Raw genomic sequence first — 15,831 nt, forward strand, 5'->3', positions numbered from 1 at the left:
TCTGCATTCTGCGTTCTGCGTTCTGCGTTCTGCGTTCTTGGAACGGGCACCCGTGAACCCCGGAACGATGACGTCCCGGGGTTCACGCGCGTCGGCGGCCGGCTCGGCTCAGAGGCCGGCGACACCGGCGCGAACGCCGACGATGCCCTCGACCTGGCCCGGCAGGGCCAGCGCGCCGTGGACCGTGTCCAGCGAGGTCACGGTGTTCACGACGTGGAAGACGTCGCCGGTGACGGCGCCGAGGAGGCCACCGGAAATGCTGACACCGCCGGAAACCGCGTCCAGTTCGTCGTCGGCGATCTCACGGGTCTCGATGTCGTTACGCATGATGTGCGCACCCTTCGTTGTCTGAATGTTTCTCAAATGGCGTGGGCGGTCTGCAACAAGGCGGTCCGGCCACTTCCGAACATCACTTCGGTGGGCAGATGTAAGCACGCGAACGGGTCGCCCGGCCAACCGTGTTGACGCCCCTTCTCGCGGCAGGTGACCGTTCGCCCGGCGGGCTTTCCGATTGATTCGGCGTATCGCCACGGGTTCTCCACAAGATCGAGTAACAAAACGAAACGCCCCGCCACCCCCACACCCCAAAACCACCCGAACCCCCACCTCCCGCGAATGCCGCCATCGCGTCCCGGGGGAGAGATGTAACGGGAGGCGCCCCCTCCACTTTCACCGCGTGAAGATTTCCGGCAGCGGCACACCGTGATGGACCGACCACGTTCCGTGCCGATCGGTGGCCTCGCGGCTAAGGTCGGTCCATGGAACGAGTGCGCAGCCGAGTGATCGTCCACGGCGTGGTGCAGGGCGTCTTCTTCCGCGACACCTGCCGCCGTACCGCCCTCGACCAGGGCGTGGCCGGCTGGGTGCGCAATCTCCCGGACGGGACCGTCGAGGCGGTGTTCGAGGGGCCCGTGGCCGCCGTCGCCCGCATGCTCGACTGGGCCCACCGGGGCCCGAGCGGCGCCGAGGTGACCCGTGTTCAGCTCCACGAGGAAGCGCCCGAGGCCCTCGAGGGCTTCGAGATCCGCGCCTGACCCCATCCCCGCCCGACCCGCCCGCCGGGAGCGCGAAGAGGCCGCCGTCCCACGAATGGGAGAACGGCCTCCGCGGACTGCATCCGTCCGCCATGCTGGGGCGGACCGATCCGGCGGGTGCGCCGGCCCGGTGACGCTCGACCGCACAAGACGAATGGAACCCTGTGAGCCTTGCCCGCTCCGGCGGGCGGGTGCAGCCCGCCCGCCCCGGTGACCCCAGGCGGGTCGGCACGTACCGGATCATCGGCCGCCTCGGGTCGGGCGGCATGGGCACGGTGCACGCCGGCCTCGATCCGGCCGGGCTGCGCGTCGCGGTCAAGGTCGTCCACCCCGCGCACGCCGAGGACCCCGAATTCCGGGCCCGCTTCCGCCGCGAGGTGCAGCTCTCCGCCCGGGTCCAGGGACCGTGCCTCATCCCGCTCCTCGCGGCCGACCCCGATGCCCCAACCCCGTGGCTGGCCACGGCCTACGCCCCGGGCCTCACCCTCGACCGGCACCTGGCCGTGCACGGCCCCCTTTCAGGCGGCACCCTGTACGCCTTCGCCACGGGCACCGCCCGGGCCCTCGCCGCCATCCACGCCGCCGGCGTCGTCCACCGGGACGTCAAGCCGCAGAACGTCATCCTCACCCCCTGCGGACCGCGCGTCCTGGACTTCGGGATCGCCCACGCCGCCGACGGCACGTCAGTGACCCGGACCGGCGTGATGACCGGCACTCCCGGCTGGATCAGCCCCGAGCACTACCGCACCGGCACCGCCGGCCCCGAGGGCGACCTGTTCGCGTGGGGCGCTCTCGTCGCCTACGCCGCCACCGGCCGGCTGCCGTTCGGCACGGGGGCCCCGGACGTGGTCGCGTACCGCGTCATGTCCGGTGATCCCGGCCTCGACGGCCTCCCCGAGGAACTGCGCGGGACCGTGGTGACGGCCCTCGCGAAGAACCCCGCCGAACGGATGACCGCCGACGCGGCGGCGCAGGAGTGCGCGCGGCTCCTCGGCGCCCAGGCGACCGTCGTGCTCACCGCCGATGCGGGGCCGGGGGCGACGAGGGCCGACCTCCTCGTCTGCGATGGATGGAGCGTGCCCGACGCGGAGGACCACGCCTGGCGCACCCCGGCCGCGTCCACCCGCAAGCGCGCGCTGATGGCCGCCGTCGCCGCGGCAGCCGCAGGCGCAGCCGTCGCGGGCGGCATCGTCGCTTTCGACACCGGGGACCGCGGCGCTGCGGGCACCACCCCGCGCGGCGCAGTCGGTTCCACCCCGCTCCACGGCGGGCGGTCCTCCGTCCCGGCCGAAGCCGTGACCGCGTCCCCGGTCGATGCGCGAACCGTCAGGGTTCCCACGGATCCGCTGGCGGGAGTGCCCGACCCCGCCTACACCCGGTCCGGTGACGAAACCCAGCCCCAGCCGGACGAATGGCGGACCAGCACCACTGCCGCCGGTCCTCGGGAGCGGGAGGCCGAGCGGTCGATCCGGGACCGGATGGCAGCCATGCTGGCCACGAAGGACATGGACTTCATGAAGCCCACGGTCACGTTCAACCTGCGCGCGCAGACCGTGATCGTGACCGGCGGGCCGGTCCCCCAACTCCCCGACCACTACCGGGAGGTGTTCCGCCGGGCCGGGGAGATGGCCGCCTGCACCGCCCTCGCACACCGCCTCGGGAGCGCCCCCGCGACCTGGCCCTACGGCCGCTTCTCCGTTTACTGGAAGACATCCGACGGCGATGTCGACGCGGCGGCCATCGGTTACGGCACGGCAGCCGACGGCTGCTTCACGGAGATCGCGGGCCAGTGGCGCGGCGACGAATCCGGCATGGCGACTGCGGAGATCCCCAGCAGCGACAAGGCGGAGATCCGCGTGGCCGACGCCACGGCCAAAGCCGTTGCCGCCACCTGGAACACCGACGCCGCCGAGACGAACGAGACCCCCATCGGCGCGGCCGACGGCATCACCCTGGGCTTCGATCCGGTCGAGAACGCCGCATACGTATGGACCGACGACCCCAACAACCGCTTTGCGAGCCGCGCTTCCCAGTCCAATCTCAAACACGCCGTCGAGGAGGCCGTCTGCCGCAAACTCACGGCCGAGTTCCACAGCAACAGGAGCTGGAACTACACCCGCTGGGCCGTCGCCGTGTACAACCCCTACACGCACGGACGCCAGTTCCTCGGCTCGGGCACCTGCACCCCCTAGGGGGTGTCTGCCCGGCTGCGGGACGCGGGGCGGCCCGTCACGCGCGCCTCGAGCGCTTGCTTCGCCTGCGGCCACTGCGGCCGGATGATGCTGTACACCGCGGTGTCGCGGATCCAGCCGTCCCGCATCACCATGTGGTGGCGCAGGACGCCCTCGTGCGTCGCGCCCAGCCGGGATATCGCCGTCCGCGACTTCGTGTTGCGCACGTCCGTCAGCAGCTCGACCCGGTTCATCCCCATGACCTCGAAGGCGTGCGTCAGCATCAGCAGCTTCGCCTCGGTGTTCATGCCGGTCCGCTGCCAGGACTCCGCGAGGAAGGTCCAGCCGATCTCGAGGCGCCGCTGCGCGGTGTTGATCATCATCAGCCGCGTCGAGCCGACGACCCGACCCGTCGCCGCGTCCACCGTCGCGTACGGGAGCTGCGTGCCCTCGGCGCGGGCCGCCATCGCGTCCTCGATGAAGCCGCGGACGTCGTCCGGGTGCGGGACGAGCGTCACGGCGAGGTTCCACAGGCTGCCGTCGCGAACCGCCTCGCACAGCCCGTCGTGGTGCCGCAGCTCCAGCGGCTCGAGCCGCACCCGCTCCCCCACGAGCCCGCCCGGCTCCGCCGACGCCTTCACCCGCTCCATGTCCCGACCGCCCGTCCCCCGTGATCACCACCGACGGCCAGACCCTACCCGCCGCCGCCGATCACCCCATCGGGTTTTCCGACGCAGGACGCCGGACGCGGTGGTCGCACCGCACCACACCCCCGGGCACTCGAAAGGGCATAAAGCACAATCTGAGGGCGCGCTGCGTGCACATCGGTACATGTTGTGCGCCCATCGACGTGGGCGCTGGTCCCCACGTGGTCCCCAAGGGCCACCATGTGGCCATCGGCCCGCCAGCCGTTACAGATTGACGCCAGGGCGGAGAAAGTGGTTCAGGGAGCGGCGTGGCCCCGCTTCCGTCCGGCTTTGCGTCGCAGGTCGCGGATGACCTCACGCCAACGCCAGGAGCCATCCCAGTCGCAGCCCTCGTGCTCGCCGGGCAGCCAGTCCGCAAACTCGTCCAGCTGCTTGAGCAGAGCGTCCGGATCGACAGGTACACGGTGCGTACGCTCGTCGAGCTGCCCTGCGATGTCATGCAGCCGGTGAGCAGCACGGTAGTAGGACAGCTGGGTGTCGGTCAGCCGGCGTACGGCATAGCCTCCGCACTCGCTGCACCAGTCCCAGCCATCACGGGCCGGCAGGTCTGCCATTGTCAGGAGGTCGTCGCTCGCCGCGAGGCCTCGAACCCGTGTATGCCGGCACAGGGGTGAGTTCCCCCTGCCTTCGAACTTGGGGTCCGAGTTCGTGGCGTAGATCTGTGCCTGACCCAGGACGCCCGGTGGAAGGCAGCCACCGCTGCGCCAGCGGTCAGCGCTGGACGGCCCGAACGGCAAGAGGTCCAAGGGGCCGGGCACGAGCAGGCCCTCCCACATCGCAAGGGGCAGCATGCCGGAGCGGCCCATCTCGAGGCTCCGCAAGTCGGATACGCCCCGCGCCATGGCCAGCAGGCGCAGATCGTGTTCCTTGTCACGCTCCCGATACGTCCGCCGGACAACGTCCTGGGCCCCGGCTGCAAGGCCCAGGCCAGCACCAAAGTTGCCATCCTGCCGTGCGTGGCCGTGGCCGTGGCCGTGGCCCGAGGATGGGGCATCGCCAGCCTCTGGCGCGGGGACGCCCTCCTCGGTCCACGGGCTGATCACGCTCTCGGGGAGATCCCACGCGCCTGCCGCACCGGGCCGGGCAGCAGCTCGCCCCCCGCCAGCTCCCGCACGGCGTCGGGCCCGACCGTTGAGGTGTCGATCCAGTGGACGCCGGGGCGCAGGACCGGGCCCTCGCGGATCCGGACGGCGGCATTGACGACGTCCCCGAAGACCCTGCCCTCCGGAGGCTGCTGAATGACCACGCCGATCGCCACGCGCGCGTACTTTTCGGCAAGCCGTTCCAGTTCCAGGGTCATGACCTCGTCGTACCCGAAGCCCCGGCCACGACCTCGCCGGGCGGGACGGTGTTCCTGCGCTCCTGAATGTGGGCGTAGCCCATGAGGCCGATGAGGACCGCGAGTAGCACGGCGGACGAGCCCATCGTGCCGAGGTCCAGGCCGCCCTTGGCGATCGGCTTGGTGAGGAAGTCGCCCGCGGTAGCCCCGAGTGGGCGGGTTAGTACGAAGGCGATCCAGAACAGCAGGACGTTCGGCACCACGGGCACCGGCACGAGGGCGAGGAGTACGCCAAGCAGTGCGGAGACGAGGAGCGCGCCGCCCAGGTAGCCGAGTCCGGAGCTGTCGGACAGGAAATCGCCCATGGAGGTTCCGAGCGTGTTGGAGACGAGGATCGCCGACCAGAAGAGGGCCTCGCCGCGAAGCGTGGTGATGTCGCGGATGACGAACGTCATGCCGGTGAACTTCCAGACGACGAAGATCGCGACCAGGATCGAGATGAGGATCGCCGCGCCGACCGGGTAGCCCAATCCCAGGCCCTGCGGGCCCCAGCCCAGCGAAGTGGCCCCGATGGAGAGGTACCTTGCGCTTGCGTCACGGTTCATGAAGTCGGACATGGTGGTGCCGGCCATGCTGGTGGACAGGATGACGGTCCAGTAGAAGAAGGGGTTGTACCGCTTGGAGCCGAGCTGGATCACCAGCGTGACCACGAAGATCAGGAACAGCGCGATCGTGGTGAGGAAGTAGCCCAGTCCGAGGGTCTGGGCGAAGAGGTCCCCGGCTGTTTCACCGAGAGTCGTGGCGGCGATCTTCATGATCCAGAAAGCCAGTGTGACCTCCGGGAGCTTCTTCATGACGTACTTTCCGGTGCCGACGACGTCCGGGCCGGTCAGCGCTTCTGGCTTTTCCAATGTCCATTGCTCCTGGTCGGTGCATCGACGCCGCGCTCTCTTGGAACGGGACGCCGTGTGGGGAACGATCGGGTTTTGCGGTGTTGCCGACACGTCGCATCCCATGCGGCGGTGAAGTGACCGTGTCCGGGCGTGTCTTTGCTTTCCCCTCACACGGAGTACGAAGGACCCGGGTTCGATGCATGCGACGACGCGGTGGTGGTCTTGGCCTTCAGCGTCGCGGTAGCCGACCGCCCTTGTGCGTCGCGACACGGTGACCGACGGGCTCGGCTATGTGCCGGCCGGTTCGCCATTCGCCTTCGTCGCCTCGAACCCGTCGGGCTCGTCCCGACGACGGCTCATGGCCCCAGGTAGCAGGACCACGCTCCACTGCCGCCTCAGCGGTGGCTTTATTCAGTGGCGGGCTAACGCCCGGCCCGTTCACGGTGAGACGACGGTAAAGCCCAAGCTCATGCGTCCGGAACGCCACGGGAACCCGGCCCCGTGCGTGCAGGCCGTCCCGGCATGCACCGCTCGCTTGCCGACTGCCCCGACGCATGGGAATGCGCCGGGGCGATCCGTCATCAGTCAGCAGTTCAGCCGAGCGATGTGAGGAGCGTGTTGAGTGCGTCTACCTCGGTGGCCTTGTCGGGGTGCGGGGCGCGTACTGCCTTGAGTACCTGGTCGATCTCGCCGTCGAGGAAGCTCCACGCCTTCTCGCTCTTGGGCTCAAGCGTGGACTGGTCGTCGTCCCACGCGGTCTCCAGGTCGGTCACGCGGCTGGTCGCGGCCCGCTGATCACCCGAGTTGACCTTCGCCAGGGTGTCGGCGGTGATGGTGCGGAATTTCGCGATCTCGGCCGGAGGGAACCGCGACGTCGCCTCCTGAGGGCTGATGTGGCTGGTCACCGGTGCGGGAGTGTCCTCTTCGCCGCTCGCGGCGGCGTGCGGCTGGTGGTTCGCCCAGACGAGGAGCGCTGCGGCTGCGACCGCTACGACGGCGTAGTAGGCGAGCATGCCCCGCTCGCGTGCCGGGTTCAGTGCTCGTGGGGTGCCGGTCGGCTCCTGGGCCTCGATGACATCGCTACGGCTCCTCGTGAGGTACACGACCGTGGCGAGGATGGCGACCAGAAAGATGACGCTCGTCAGCGCGGTGCCAAGGCCCAGGCCGCCGTCGCCGCTGGGTGATCCGAGCCAGTCGCCGAGGTTGGCGCCGAGCGGGCGGGTGAGGATGTAGGCCAGCCAGAAGGCGAGGACGGCGTTGGCGCCGAGGCGCCAGCCGACAATGATCGCGACAATCAATCCGAGCGGCAGCAGCACGGAGACGCCTGCGGTCCAACCGGTCAGCTCCAGGGTCCAGTCTCCGGTGGCGGTGCCGAGCGCGAAGGTGACCAGTACCGCGAGCCAGTAGAAGAGCTCACGGGGCCGGGTGGTGATGCTGTGGACCGAAAGGGTCCGCTCGCGCACGTACCAGATGCCGAAAACCACGGCGAGTGCACCGGCGAACACGCTGCTGCTCAGGGCGAGGGGCACGCCCTGGCTGTCGGTGAGGATGTCGGTGTAGAGGGTTCCGGTCACACTCACCACCACGACGGTGAGCCAGTACACGAACGGGATGTAGCGTTCGGCTCTGAGCTGCCAGGCCAGGACGGCTGCCAGAGCTCCGGTGAAGATCAAAGCGGTGCTGATCAGGCCGACACCGAGGTTCATGTTGATCCAGTCGGCGAAGCTCTCGCCGACCGTGGTGCACAGGATCTTGATGATCCAGAACCAGATGGTGACCTCGGGAACCTTGTTCAGCATCTGCCGGGCAGGCGTCCGAACGCTCTCGCCGACTCGCAGGTGATCTCCTGGAGGGGCGCCTGCCCCTGGAGCCGTGGGGCTCTCAGACGTTTCGTAGGTCATGCGGCCCGACTGTGCCACCGGGAACCTGAACGCATCCTGACCATCTCAACGGGCATGACGGCCGCAATGCACCTGTCGCCGTCCTCGATGGTGCATTCAGTCGAGTACGGCGACAGGGGACCGGGCATCAGGACAGTGACCGTGTCGCGCGGCGGTCGGCGGCGCTCAGCCACAGAACCACGGCGACGATGATCACAGCGAGGACCAGGCTGACCGGCCCGGTGCCCAGCCCGAGGCCGCCGCGCTCGGCGCCGACGCCGGCCCAGTCCGCGAAGGAGGCGCCGAGCGGCCGGGTGAGCACGTACGCCCACCAGAAGCCGAGCACGGGCGGGAGGGCGAACAGCCGGTGGGCGAGCGCCGGCAGGGCGATCAGGGCGGTGAACAGCAGCCCGGAGGGCAGGTATCCCCAGCCCAGGGTCGCCGCGGTCAGGTCGCCGACGGCCGTGCCAAGGGCGAAGGTGGCCATGACCACGGTCCAGTAGAAGACCTCGCGGCGTCCGCCGGCCACCGTCTCCACCGCGAGGGTGCCCTCGGCCCGCCGCCAGACCACGAAGACAAGGGCCAGGGCCGAGGCGAACGCCGGCGCGGAAACGGCGTAGGGAACGCCGAGGGCGACGTGCGCGACGTCGGCGGCCATGGTCCCGAAGACGCTGACCATGACCACGGCCGACCAGTACACGGCCGGGACGTAACGGCGTGTGCGGGCCTGCGCGACCAGGGCGGCGACCAGCAGCAGACCGGCCGCGGCAACCGCCGGGACGGGCCCGAGGGCGCGGGCGAGGTAATCGGAGGTGGTCTCGCCCATGCCGGTGGTGAGGATCTTGACGATCCAGAACACCGCAGTCACCTCGGGGACCTTGCTCGCAGCGGAGCGAACGGCCTGGGCCTGGGCGCGGCGGTGCGCCCCAGGGGTTGTCGTGGCGCCCAAGACGGCGGCACTCCTTTCTTGCGAGGCGCGGCCGGGGCCGCGCCGCTCGGTCGGTCCGGTTCAGCCGCCCAGGACGGTGTTGCCGGTCGGCGTGCCGCTGGTGCCGTCGACGGTCACCGCGTGCCGCACTCCGTCGGGTCCCACGACGACGACCCGCCAGGCCCGGCCGCCGCCATGCTCGGTGACCGGTACCAGCGACTCGACCTTGCCGTCGTTGACCGCCGCAGCGGCCTTGTTCACGGCGTCCGCTGCGGAGAGCGAGGGCAGCGGAGCCGGGGCGCCGCCGGTCGAGAGGTCACGGGAGTCGTCGGCGTGCGTGCTGTGCTCACCGTCCATGCGCCGACCGTCGTGCCCGTCGCGGCCCTCGGAGTCTTCTCGCGACTCGTCGTGACGCTCGTGGTCTCCGGCGGATGCCACCCTGTGCTCGCCGCGTCCCTCTTCCTCGTGGTGGTGGATGGCCGCTGCGGCGCCGCCGCCGATCACCACCACGGCCGCGGCGCCGACTGCGGCCCATCGCGCTCTGCGGCCACGCGGCCGACGCCCGCCGGCCGGCTTCTTCGGCGTCGTGCCGGGGCCACCCTGACCCGTCTGCTCCTGCGGCTCGCCTGCGCCCACGGACTCACCCACGAATTCACTCACTGTGACCACCCCTACCTCTTGGAAGGTTCCGGAGCCCTGCGCCCGGACATCCGGGCACAGCATGGTTCGGGCACGCTGAAGGGACGCTGAAGACCTGAAGGCTCCTTCAGGTTGGCGGGTCCACGGCGTGCCACTCTGGGGGCATGCGTGTACTGGTGGTGGAGGATGAGCGCCGAATGGCCCTGGCGATTCAGCACGGGCTGACCGCTGAGGGATTCAGCGTGGACATCGCTCACGACGGCCTGGCCGGGTTCGCCAAGGCCACCGATCGCACCTACGACGTGGTGGTGCTCGACATCATGCTGCCCGGACTGAACGGCTACCGCGTGTGCTCGCGTCTACGGGCCTGCGGCAGCAATGTCGGCATCCTCATGCTCACCGCCAAGGACGGCGAGTGGGACGAGGCAGAGGCGCTGGACACCGGTGCCGACGACTACCTCTCCAAGCCGTTCTCCTTCGTGGTGCTCGTCGCCCGACTGCGTGCGCTGGCCCGCCGCATCGGCAGCCGGGCCCCGCAGCGCACCGTGCTGGGCGACCTCGTCGTCGACTCCGCCGCCCGCACCTGCAGCCGCGGCGGCGTACCCGTCCCCCTCACCCCGCGCGAGTTCGCCGTCCTGGACCACCTCGCGCGACGGGCCGGTGAGGCCGTCTCCAAGCGCGAGATCCTGGACGAGGTCTGGGACAGCAACACGGACAGCGACCCCAACACCGTCGAGGTTCACGTGAGCGCCCTGCGGCGCAAGATCGACGCCCCGTTCGGGCGGGCCGCGGTCCAGACCGTCCGCAGCGCCGGATACCGGCTGGCAGCCGACGGTGGCTGAGCCGCAACCGATCGCGCCCGGGCCCGGGCTCGTCAGGATCGTCCACGGCGCACGGCGTCGGGCCGGTGCCCTGCTGCGCCCGCCGGCTCGTCATCCCCGGGCGGCCGGCCTGATCCGGCGGCTGGCGCCGCGCTCGGTCCGTACCCGTACCACCCTCGCCGCGTGTGTGAGCGTCGCCGTCGTCATGCTCGCCGCGTCGGCCGTCGTCCAGACGCTGCTCCGCGTCAACCTGGAACGCACCGTGGAGACCGGGGCCCGCGAGGAGACCCAGGCAGTCTCGCACCTCGCCGCCACCGGCCGCCTCACCGCGCAACTGCCGCTCGGCCCCGGAACCGACTTCATCCAGGTCGTCGACGCCCACGGAAAGGTGATCGCGCGGAGCCAGAACCTCACCGGCCGCCCCGCCCTCGCCCCCACCGGCACCCACGGGGGCCACCGGACGTACAACCTCGACGCCCTCGGCGAGGAGCACGACCAGCGCGTCACCACCTCCACCACCGCCACGCCCACCGGACCCATGACCATTCACGTCGGCGCCTCGCTGCGCACCGCCGACACGGCGGAGGACATCACCACCGCGGCCCTCGCGGCCCTGAGCACCCTGCTGCTCCTCACCGTCGGCGCCTTGACCTGGCGTACGACCGGCCGGGCGCTGCGGCCGGTCGAGGCCATGCGCGCCGAGGTCGCCGCGATCAGCGACCGCGATCTGGACCGCCGGGTGCCCGCCCCGCGCGGCGACGACGAGATCGCCCGCCTCGCCGAGACCATGAACGCCATGCTGGAACGGCTGGAGGCCGCGGGGATCCGGCAGCGCCGTTTCATCGCCGATGCCTCCCACGAACTGCGCAGCCCCCTCGCGGTACTCCGGACCCAGCTGGAGATCGCGCACACCCACCCCGACCCGCAGGTGCGCGACACCCTGGTGGAGGGCGCCCTCCAGGACACCGAACGCCTCCAGGCGCTCTCCGCCGACCTGCTCCTTCTCGCCCGCCTCGACGCCACCGGGCAGAGCCGTCCCGGCGAACCCGTCGACCTCACCGAACTCGTCCGCGCCACCGTGGCAGCACGTTCGACGGACCCCCATGCGATCGCCCTGCACACTTACGGCGACATCATCGTCTCCGGCAACGCGCTGTGGCTCGGCCGCCTGCTGACCAACCTCCTGGACAACGCCCAGCGCCACGCCCGACACTGCGTCACCGTGCGGCTGACGGCAGAGCCGGTGACCGGTGACGCCGTCCTGGACGTCACGAACGACGGCCCCCCGATCGCCGCCGCCGACCGGGAGAAGATCTTCGAACGGTTCACACGCCTCGACAATGCCCGCAGCCGTGACGACGGCGGCACCGGTCTCGGCCTGTCCATCGCCCTGGACATTGCGGCTCTGCACGGTGGCACGATCACGGTCCAGGACACATCGGACGGCATCACCTTCCGCACCCGCCTCATCGCCGACTCTCGGGGATAGCGCGGGGGCGGGGGCGCCGCCGGCGACCCATTACCCCTGCACGGTCAGCCTCCGACCGCCGCCGGAGCGGCACGGCCTGGTTCAGGGCCCGGCCGTAGCGGCGCAGGAGCAGAAGCGCGGTGGTGGCAAGGCCGATGAGCAAGCGAGCCACAGTGGGCGGGTCTCGCCGCCGACGGGAACGCGAGCAGCCAGGAGGCGGGCATGCCCACCTTCCGCCGCACGGCCCGCAAGGCTCGCTTCCAGGCCCCGGGACCTCCAGGGCGGCGGGATCATCAGCGTCCGTCTCTGTGGACCATGCGCACAAACGGTCTGCCCGCGGCGCCGTCCGTGAGCTCCTCCAGCGGGACTTTTCCCACGTTCCCCCCATGGTCGTCGTCCACCCCTACTCCGGCCAGGGAGCGTGACCGACCTGCCTATTGCACCGACTCGCCCAATCGGCACTGTGTGCCATCGCAAGGACCCCATGCCACTCCAGGAATCCACGAATCGCGGACGAAACGATTCACCCACACTCGTCACGGGCCAATGGCTCACGACCGACGAGCTCGCCGGCATCTTGAACATCGACCCCTTCACGCTCCGGTGATGGCGCACAGCTAGCCCTCCACAAGGGCCGCCATTCGTTCCGGTGTCCGATCGCGTCACCCTCTATGGCGCGATCGACATCGAGCATTGGCTCCGCAGCCGCCTCGTCGATCCCGCACAGGCGGCCTGACATGGCGATAGCGACACTTCCAACCGCCTTCGAGGCCGTGCCGGTTGGCGTCCGCCTCACCGCTGATGTCGAGTACCGGCCCAATCGGCCCTCGCCCTATCGAGCTCGGGTGCGCTGGCGGGACCCCGAGACGAAGTCCCGCAAGTCCCTCTCTGAGGCCGAAGAGACCGAGGACGAAGCCCAGGAGTGGATCTCCGCCCTGGTCGAGGCCGCCCAGGCAGGCGTCAACTCATCGCTTGCGACCATGCCGTTGGCCGACTACGGCACCGCAGACATGGACCTCGCACTCCGCGGGTTGGAACTCAAGACGCTCGACCGTATCCAGCCGGCCGGCGCCTGCGCGTCGTGGCCTCCTTTGGCCATCTCCCGGTACGGATGATCACCAACGGTGCCGTGAACCGCACGGTCTACCGGTGGATCGCCGACGGGCAAAGTCGTTCCACCGTCAAGAACACCATCGCCGTCCTCGTTCGCGTGATGGATCAGGCCGTCCGAGACGGGCTCATGAAGGTCAACCCGGCCCGGGTCAGCGGCTGGCAACGCCAGTACCAGTTGGCCGAGGACGAACTCAACGACCCTCGCGCGCTCGCCCTGTGATCTTCTTCGGACCGTGCGGCGGACGCATCTCCACCGCGGTCCTGCGCGATGCCACCCACTGGGACGATGTCGTCACGAAGCTCGGCTTCGAACACCTCCGGCGACACGACCTGCGCCACACCGGACAGACCTGGTTCGCCGACGCCGGCGTCGCGCTTCACCTCCCACGCAAGATCGCCGGACACGGCTCGCCGACCACCACGCAGCGCTACCTGCACCCCCGACGCCGACCAGATCACGGCAGCTGGCGCCGCACTGTCTGCGCACCTCATGGTGCTCCGTGCACCTCGTTCGCTGCCAGTCACGGCCGTTGCCGCCGTCTGACCCACTCTGACCGCTCTGGTCCCCAACTGGTACCCAAAAACGATCAAGGGGCCGTTCCAGATTGCTCTGAAACGGCCCCTGATCTACGACTCTTTCGAGTCGGGACGACAGGATTTGAACCTGCGACCCCTTGACCCCCAGTCAAGTGCGCTACCAAGCTGCGCCACGTCCCGATGCCCGCTGACCTGGGGTTTCCCCTGGTTGAACGCGCAGGAGAACAATACCGCACTTCGCGGGGTGGTCGCGCGCGGCTGTCTCGGGGCGGGGTCGCGCCGAGGAGGCGCTTGACCTCAACCTGACTTGAGGTTGCAAGATCGGTGCATGACGCAAGCAACCGCGGACACGAGGTTCCGCTACGAGGACCTGAGCCGGCTCATGGCGCTCATGACCGGGGCCGAGAAGCACGGGCCCGCCGCCACCTCCACCCTCGACGTGCTCTGGGTGCTCTACGACCGGGTGCTGCGCGTCGGGCCTGCGAACGCCGAGGAGCCCGGGCGGGACCGGTTCCTGCTCTCCAAGGGGCACGGGCCCATGGCGTACTACGCCGTGCTCGCCGCCAAGGGGTTCTTCCCGGTGGACTGGCTGAGCGGCTTCGGTTCGTACGGGTCCCCCCTCGGGCACCACCCGGACCGCACCCTGATCCCCGGCGTGGAGATCAGCAGCGGCTCGCTCGGGCACGGGCTGCCGCTCGCCGTCGGCAGTGCGCTCGGGCTGCAGGCGCAGGGGCTGGACGAGCCGGCGGTGTGGGTGCTGATCGGGGACGCCGAGCTCGACGAGGGCAGCAACCACGAGGCCCTCGCGTACGCCGGCGCGGCCGGGCTGGAGCAGCTGCACACCGTGGTGATCGACAACGACTCCGCTACCCACGGCTGGCAGGGCGGGATCGCCTCCCGCTTCGAGGCGGCCGGCTGGTCGGCGGTGACCGTCGACGGCCGGGACCACGCCGCGCTGCACGCCGCCTTCACCACACCGCATCCGGGCCGGCCGCACGCCGTCGTCGCCCGTGTCGAGAAGAAGCAGTAGGACAGGGGAAACATGGACACCATGCGGGAGCGGTTCGTCTCCGTCACGTCGCGCGCGCTCGACGAGGACCCCCGGCTTGCGCTCGTGCTCGCCGAGATCACCATGGACGGGTTCCGGCCCGACCGGCAGCGGCATCCGGAGCGGGTGATCAACGTCGGGATCAGGGAGCAGCTGCTCGTCGGAGTCGGCGGCGGGCTGGCCCTCACCGGGCTTCGGCCGATCATGCACACCTTCGCCAGCTTCCTGGTGGAGCGGCCGTTCGAGCAGGTCAAGCTGGACTTCGGGCACCAGGGCACCGGCGGGGTCCTGGTCAGCGCGAGTGCCAGCTACGACTGGCCGGCCGGCGGGTTCACCCACATGGCACCGGGTGACGTGGCCCTGATGGACACCCTCGACGGCTGGACCGTCCACGTGCCGGGGCACCCCGACGAGGCCGAGGCGCTGCTGCGCCACGCGTACGCCGCCGGGGACGACAAGGTGTACGTCCGGCTCTCCCAGCAGTCGAACGCGGCCCCGCGCCCGGTGGACGGCCTGCGCTTTCGGACCGTACGGGAGGGCAGCGCCGAAGCCGGTGTCGTCGTCGCGGCCGGCCCGCTGCTGGACAACGTCCTCGCCGCGACGGCGGGGCTGGACGTGACCGTCCTGTACGCCACCACCGTGCGGCCCTTCGACGACGCGGCCCTGCGCGATGCCGTCGGCCGCGCCACGACCGACGTCGTGCTCGTCGAGCCGTACCTGGCCGGCACCTCCACCGCGGCCGCGGCCCAGGCCCTGTGCGACGTCCCGCACCGGGTCCTCGGCCTCGGCGTCGGGCGCGCCGAGCTCCGGCGCTACGGCACGCTCGAGGAGCACACCGCCGCGCACGGCCTGGACCCGCACTCCCTCCGCGAGCGGATCGGCGCCTTCCTCCGGTGAGGCCCCCGCGGGCCGCCCGTCAGTCCGCCACCAGTTCCGGGTGGGCCGCGGCCAGGCGCTTGGGGGCCGCCTGGAGCCAGGAGTCGACCAGGATCGCGCGCAGCTCGGCGGCGCCCTCCAGCGCCGCCAGGCGGACGCGGAGCCAGGCGTAGTTGTCGTCGTGCCCCTCCCGGACGAAGAACTTCTCCGGCTCGGCGGCGATCAGCTCCGCCCGGTCCTCCTTCGGGCACTTCACCCCGATCGAGGTGTCGTCCTCGCCGAGCGCGGCGAACATCTTCCCGCCCACCCGGAACGTGGGCATGCCCCAGGCGAGCTTCTCGCTGCTGTCGGGGAGCGACAGCGCTGTCGTACGGACGTCCTCGGCGGTCACGGCCATCCCTCGACTCCTCTCCGGCCACCGGTCGGCGTTGTGGATG

At 70.5% G+C, this 15,831-nt stretch carries 17 protein-coding genes, 1 tRNA gene and 1 pseudogene; 9 read left to right on the forward strand and 10 right to left on the reverse strand.

Going from position 1 to position 15,831, the window contains the following annotated elements; translation table 11 throughout:
- Positions 1 to 108: 108 nt before the first annotated feature.
- Positions 109 to 327, reverse strand: coding sequence for a hypothetical protein (locus ACFYXK_RS28690; protein ID WP_053788601.1), 219 nt, complete (start codon positions 325 to 327; stop codon positions 109 to 111).
- A gap of 431 nt (positions 328 to 758) precedes the next feature.
- Between ACFYXK_RS28690 and ACFYXK_RS28695 the strand changes: the two genes are divergently transcribed.
- Complete coding sequence (locus tag ACFYXK_RS28695) at positions 759 to 1,034, forward strand: acylphosphatase (RefSeq protein ID WP_389413735.1); 276 nt, start codon at positions 759 to 761, stop codon at positions 1,032 to 1,034.
- A gap of 164 nt (positions 1,035 to 1,198) precedes the next feature.
- Entirely contained in the window at positions 1,199 to 3,226 is a 2,028-nt protein-coding gene (locus tag ACFYXK_RS28700) for a serine/threonine-protein kinase (protein WP_389413736.1), read from the forward strand.
- Here the strand turns inward: ACFYXK_RS28700 and ACFYXK_RS28705 are convergent.
- The 7 genes and pseudogenes from ACFYXK_RS28705 to ACFYXK_RS28735 all read right to left on the reverse strand — a co-directional run bounded on the left by ACFYXK_RS28705 (position 3,223) and on the right by ACFYXK_RS28735 (position 9,552).
- Positions 3,223 to 3,855 (reverse strand): GNAT family N-acetyltransferase, encoded by a 633-nt coding sequence (locus tag ACFYXK_RS28705; protein ID WP_389413737.1) that lies wholly within the window; start codon positions 3,853 to 3,855, stop codon positions 3,223 to 3,225. The two genes, ACFYXK_RS28700 and ACFYXK_RS28705, sit on opposite strands and share 4 nt — an antisense overlap.
- Positions 3,856 to 4,148: 293 nt before the next feature.
- Complete coding sequence (locus tag ACFYXK_RS28710) at positions 4,149 to 4,955, reverse strand: hypothetical protein (RefSeq protein ID WP_389413738.1); 807 nt, start codon at positions 4,953 to 4,955, stop codon at positions 4,149 to 4,151.
- 128 nt (positions 4,956 to 5,083) lie between these two features.
- Positions 5,084 to 5,239: pseudogene (locus ACFYXK_RS28715) on the reverse strand (TerD-family protein); the annotation flags it as partial.
- Positions 5,209 to 6,102 carry a hypothetical protein gene (locus tag ACFYXK_RS28720; protein ID WP_389413739.1) on the reverse strand — a complete coding sequence of 298 codons (894 nt, stop codon included), beginning with the start codon at positions 6,100 to 6,102 and terminating at the stop codon, positions 5,209 to 5,211. The gene ACFYXK_RS28720 and the pseudogene ACFYXK_RS28715, both read right to left, overlap by 31 nt.
- Positions 6,103 to 6,677: 575 nt before the next feature.
- Entirely contained in the window at positions 6,678 to 7,883 is a 1,206-nt protein-coding gene (locus ACFYXK_RS28725) for a hypothetical protein (protein WP_389413740.1), read from the reverse strand.
- Positions 7,884 to 8,112: 229 nt separating this feature from the next.
- Positions 8,113 to 8,913: a hypothetical protein gene (locus ACFYXK_RS28730; protein WP_389413741.1), complete on the reverse strand. Its 801-nt coding sequence runs from the start codon at positions 8,911 to 8,913 to the stop codon at positions 8,113 to 8,115.
- A gap of 60 nt (positions 8,914 to 8,973) precedes the next feature.
- Positions 8,974 to 9,552, reverse strand: coding sequence for a hypothetical protein (locus ACFYXK_RS28735; protein WP_389413742.1), 579 nt, complete (start codon positions 9,550 to 9,552; stop codon positions 8,974 to 8,976).
- 143 nt (positions 9,553 to 9,695) lie between these two features.
- On the opposite strand from ACFYXK_RS28735, the gene ACFYXK_RS28740 reads away from it, so the two are divergent.
- The 5 genes from ACFYXK_RS28740 (at position 9,696) to ACFYXK_RS28760 (ending at position 13,611) form a co-directional block, all read left to right on the forward strand.
- Complete coding sequence (locus ACFYXK_RS28740) at positions 9,696 to 10,373, forward strand: response regulator transcription factor (protein WP_389413743.1); 678 nt, start codon at positions 9,696 to 9,698, stop codon at positions 10,371 to 10,373.
- Positions 10,366 to 11,841: an ATP-binding protein gene (locus ACFYXK_RS28745; RefSeq protein ID WP_389413744.1), complete on the forward strand. Its 1,476-nt coding sequence runs from the start codon at positions 10,366 to 10,368 to the stop codon at positions 11,839 to 11,841. The genes ACFYXK_RS28740 and ACFYXK_RS28745 overlap by 8 nt, the downstream gene beginning before the upstream one ends.
- A gap of 716 nt (positions 11,842 to 12,557) precedes the next feature.
- On the forward strand, positions 12,558 to 12,935 hold the full coding sequence (locus ACFYXK_RS28750) for a hypothetical protein (protein WP_389413745.1): 378 nt from the start codon (positions 12,558 to 12,560) through the stop codon (positions 12,933 to 12,935).
- The gene (locus ACFYXK_RS28755) at positions 12,932 to 13,153 is read left to right on the forward strand and encodes a hypothetical protein (RefSeq protein ID WP_389413746.1); all 222 of its coding nucleotides are present in this window, start codon (positions 12,932 to 12,934) and stop codon (positions 13,151 to 13,153) included. Before ACFYXK_RS28750 ends, ACFYXK_RS28755 begins: the two co-directional genes overlap by 4 nt.
- The gene (locus ACFYXK_RS28760) at positions 13,150 to 13,611 is read left to right on the forward strand and encodes a tyrosine-type recombinase/integrase (RefSeq protein ID WP_389413747.1); all 462 of its coding nucleotides are present in this window, start codon (positions 13,150 to 13,152) and stop codon (positions 13,609 to 13,611) included. Before ACFYXK_RS28755 ends, ACFYXK_RS28760 begins: the two co-directional genes overlap by 4 nt.
- On the opposite strand, the gene ACFYXK_RS28765 is transcribed toward ACFYXK_RS28760, so the two are convergent.
- Positions 13,577 to 13,650: transfer RNA gene (locus tag ACFYXK_RS28765), tRNA-Pro, on the reverse strand. The two genes, ACFYXK_RS28760 and ACFYXK_RS28765, sit on opposite strands and share 35 nt — an antisense overlap.
- 148 nt (positions 13,651 to 13,798) lie before the next feature.
- On the opposite strand from ACFYXK_RS28765, the gene ACFYXK_RS28770 reads away from it, so the two are divergent.
- Together ACFYXK_RS28770 and ACFYXK_RS28775 are read left to right on the forward strand one after the other, a co-directional pair.
- Positions 13,799 to 14,500, forward strand: coding sequence for a transketolase (locus tag ACFYXK_RS28770; RefSeq protein ID WP_389413748.1), 702 nt, complete (start codon positions 13,799 to 13,801; stop codon positions 14,498 to 14,500).
- 12 nt (positions 14,501 to 14,512) lie between these two features.
- Positions 14,513 to 15,415: a transketolase family protein gene (locus tag ACFYXK_RS28775; protein WP_389413749.1), complete on the forward strand. Its 903-nt coding sequence runs from the start codon at positions 14,513 to 14,515 to the stop codon at positions 15,413 to 15,415.
- A gap of 19 nt (positions 15,416 to 15,434) precedes the next feature.
- Here the strand turns inward: ACFYXK_RS28775 and ACFYXK_RS28780 are convergent, their stop codons facing one another.
- Positions 15,435 to 15,791, reverse strand: a complete 357-nt coding sequence (locus tag ACFYXK_RS28780; RefSeq protein WP_389413750.1) for an MmcQ/YjbR family DNA-binding protein — start codon at positions 15,789 to 15,791, stop codon at positions 15,435 to 15,437.
- Positions 15,792 to 15,831: the final 40 nt, after the last annotated feature.

The organism is Streptomyces sp. NPDC002209 (assembly GCF_042890265.1).
Lineage (GTDB): Bacteria > Actinomycetota > Actinomycetes > Streptomycetales > Streptomycetaceae > Streptomyces.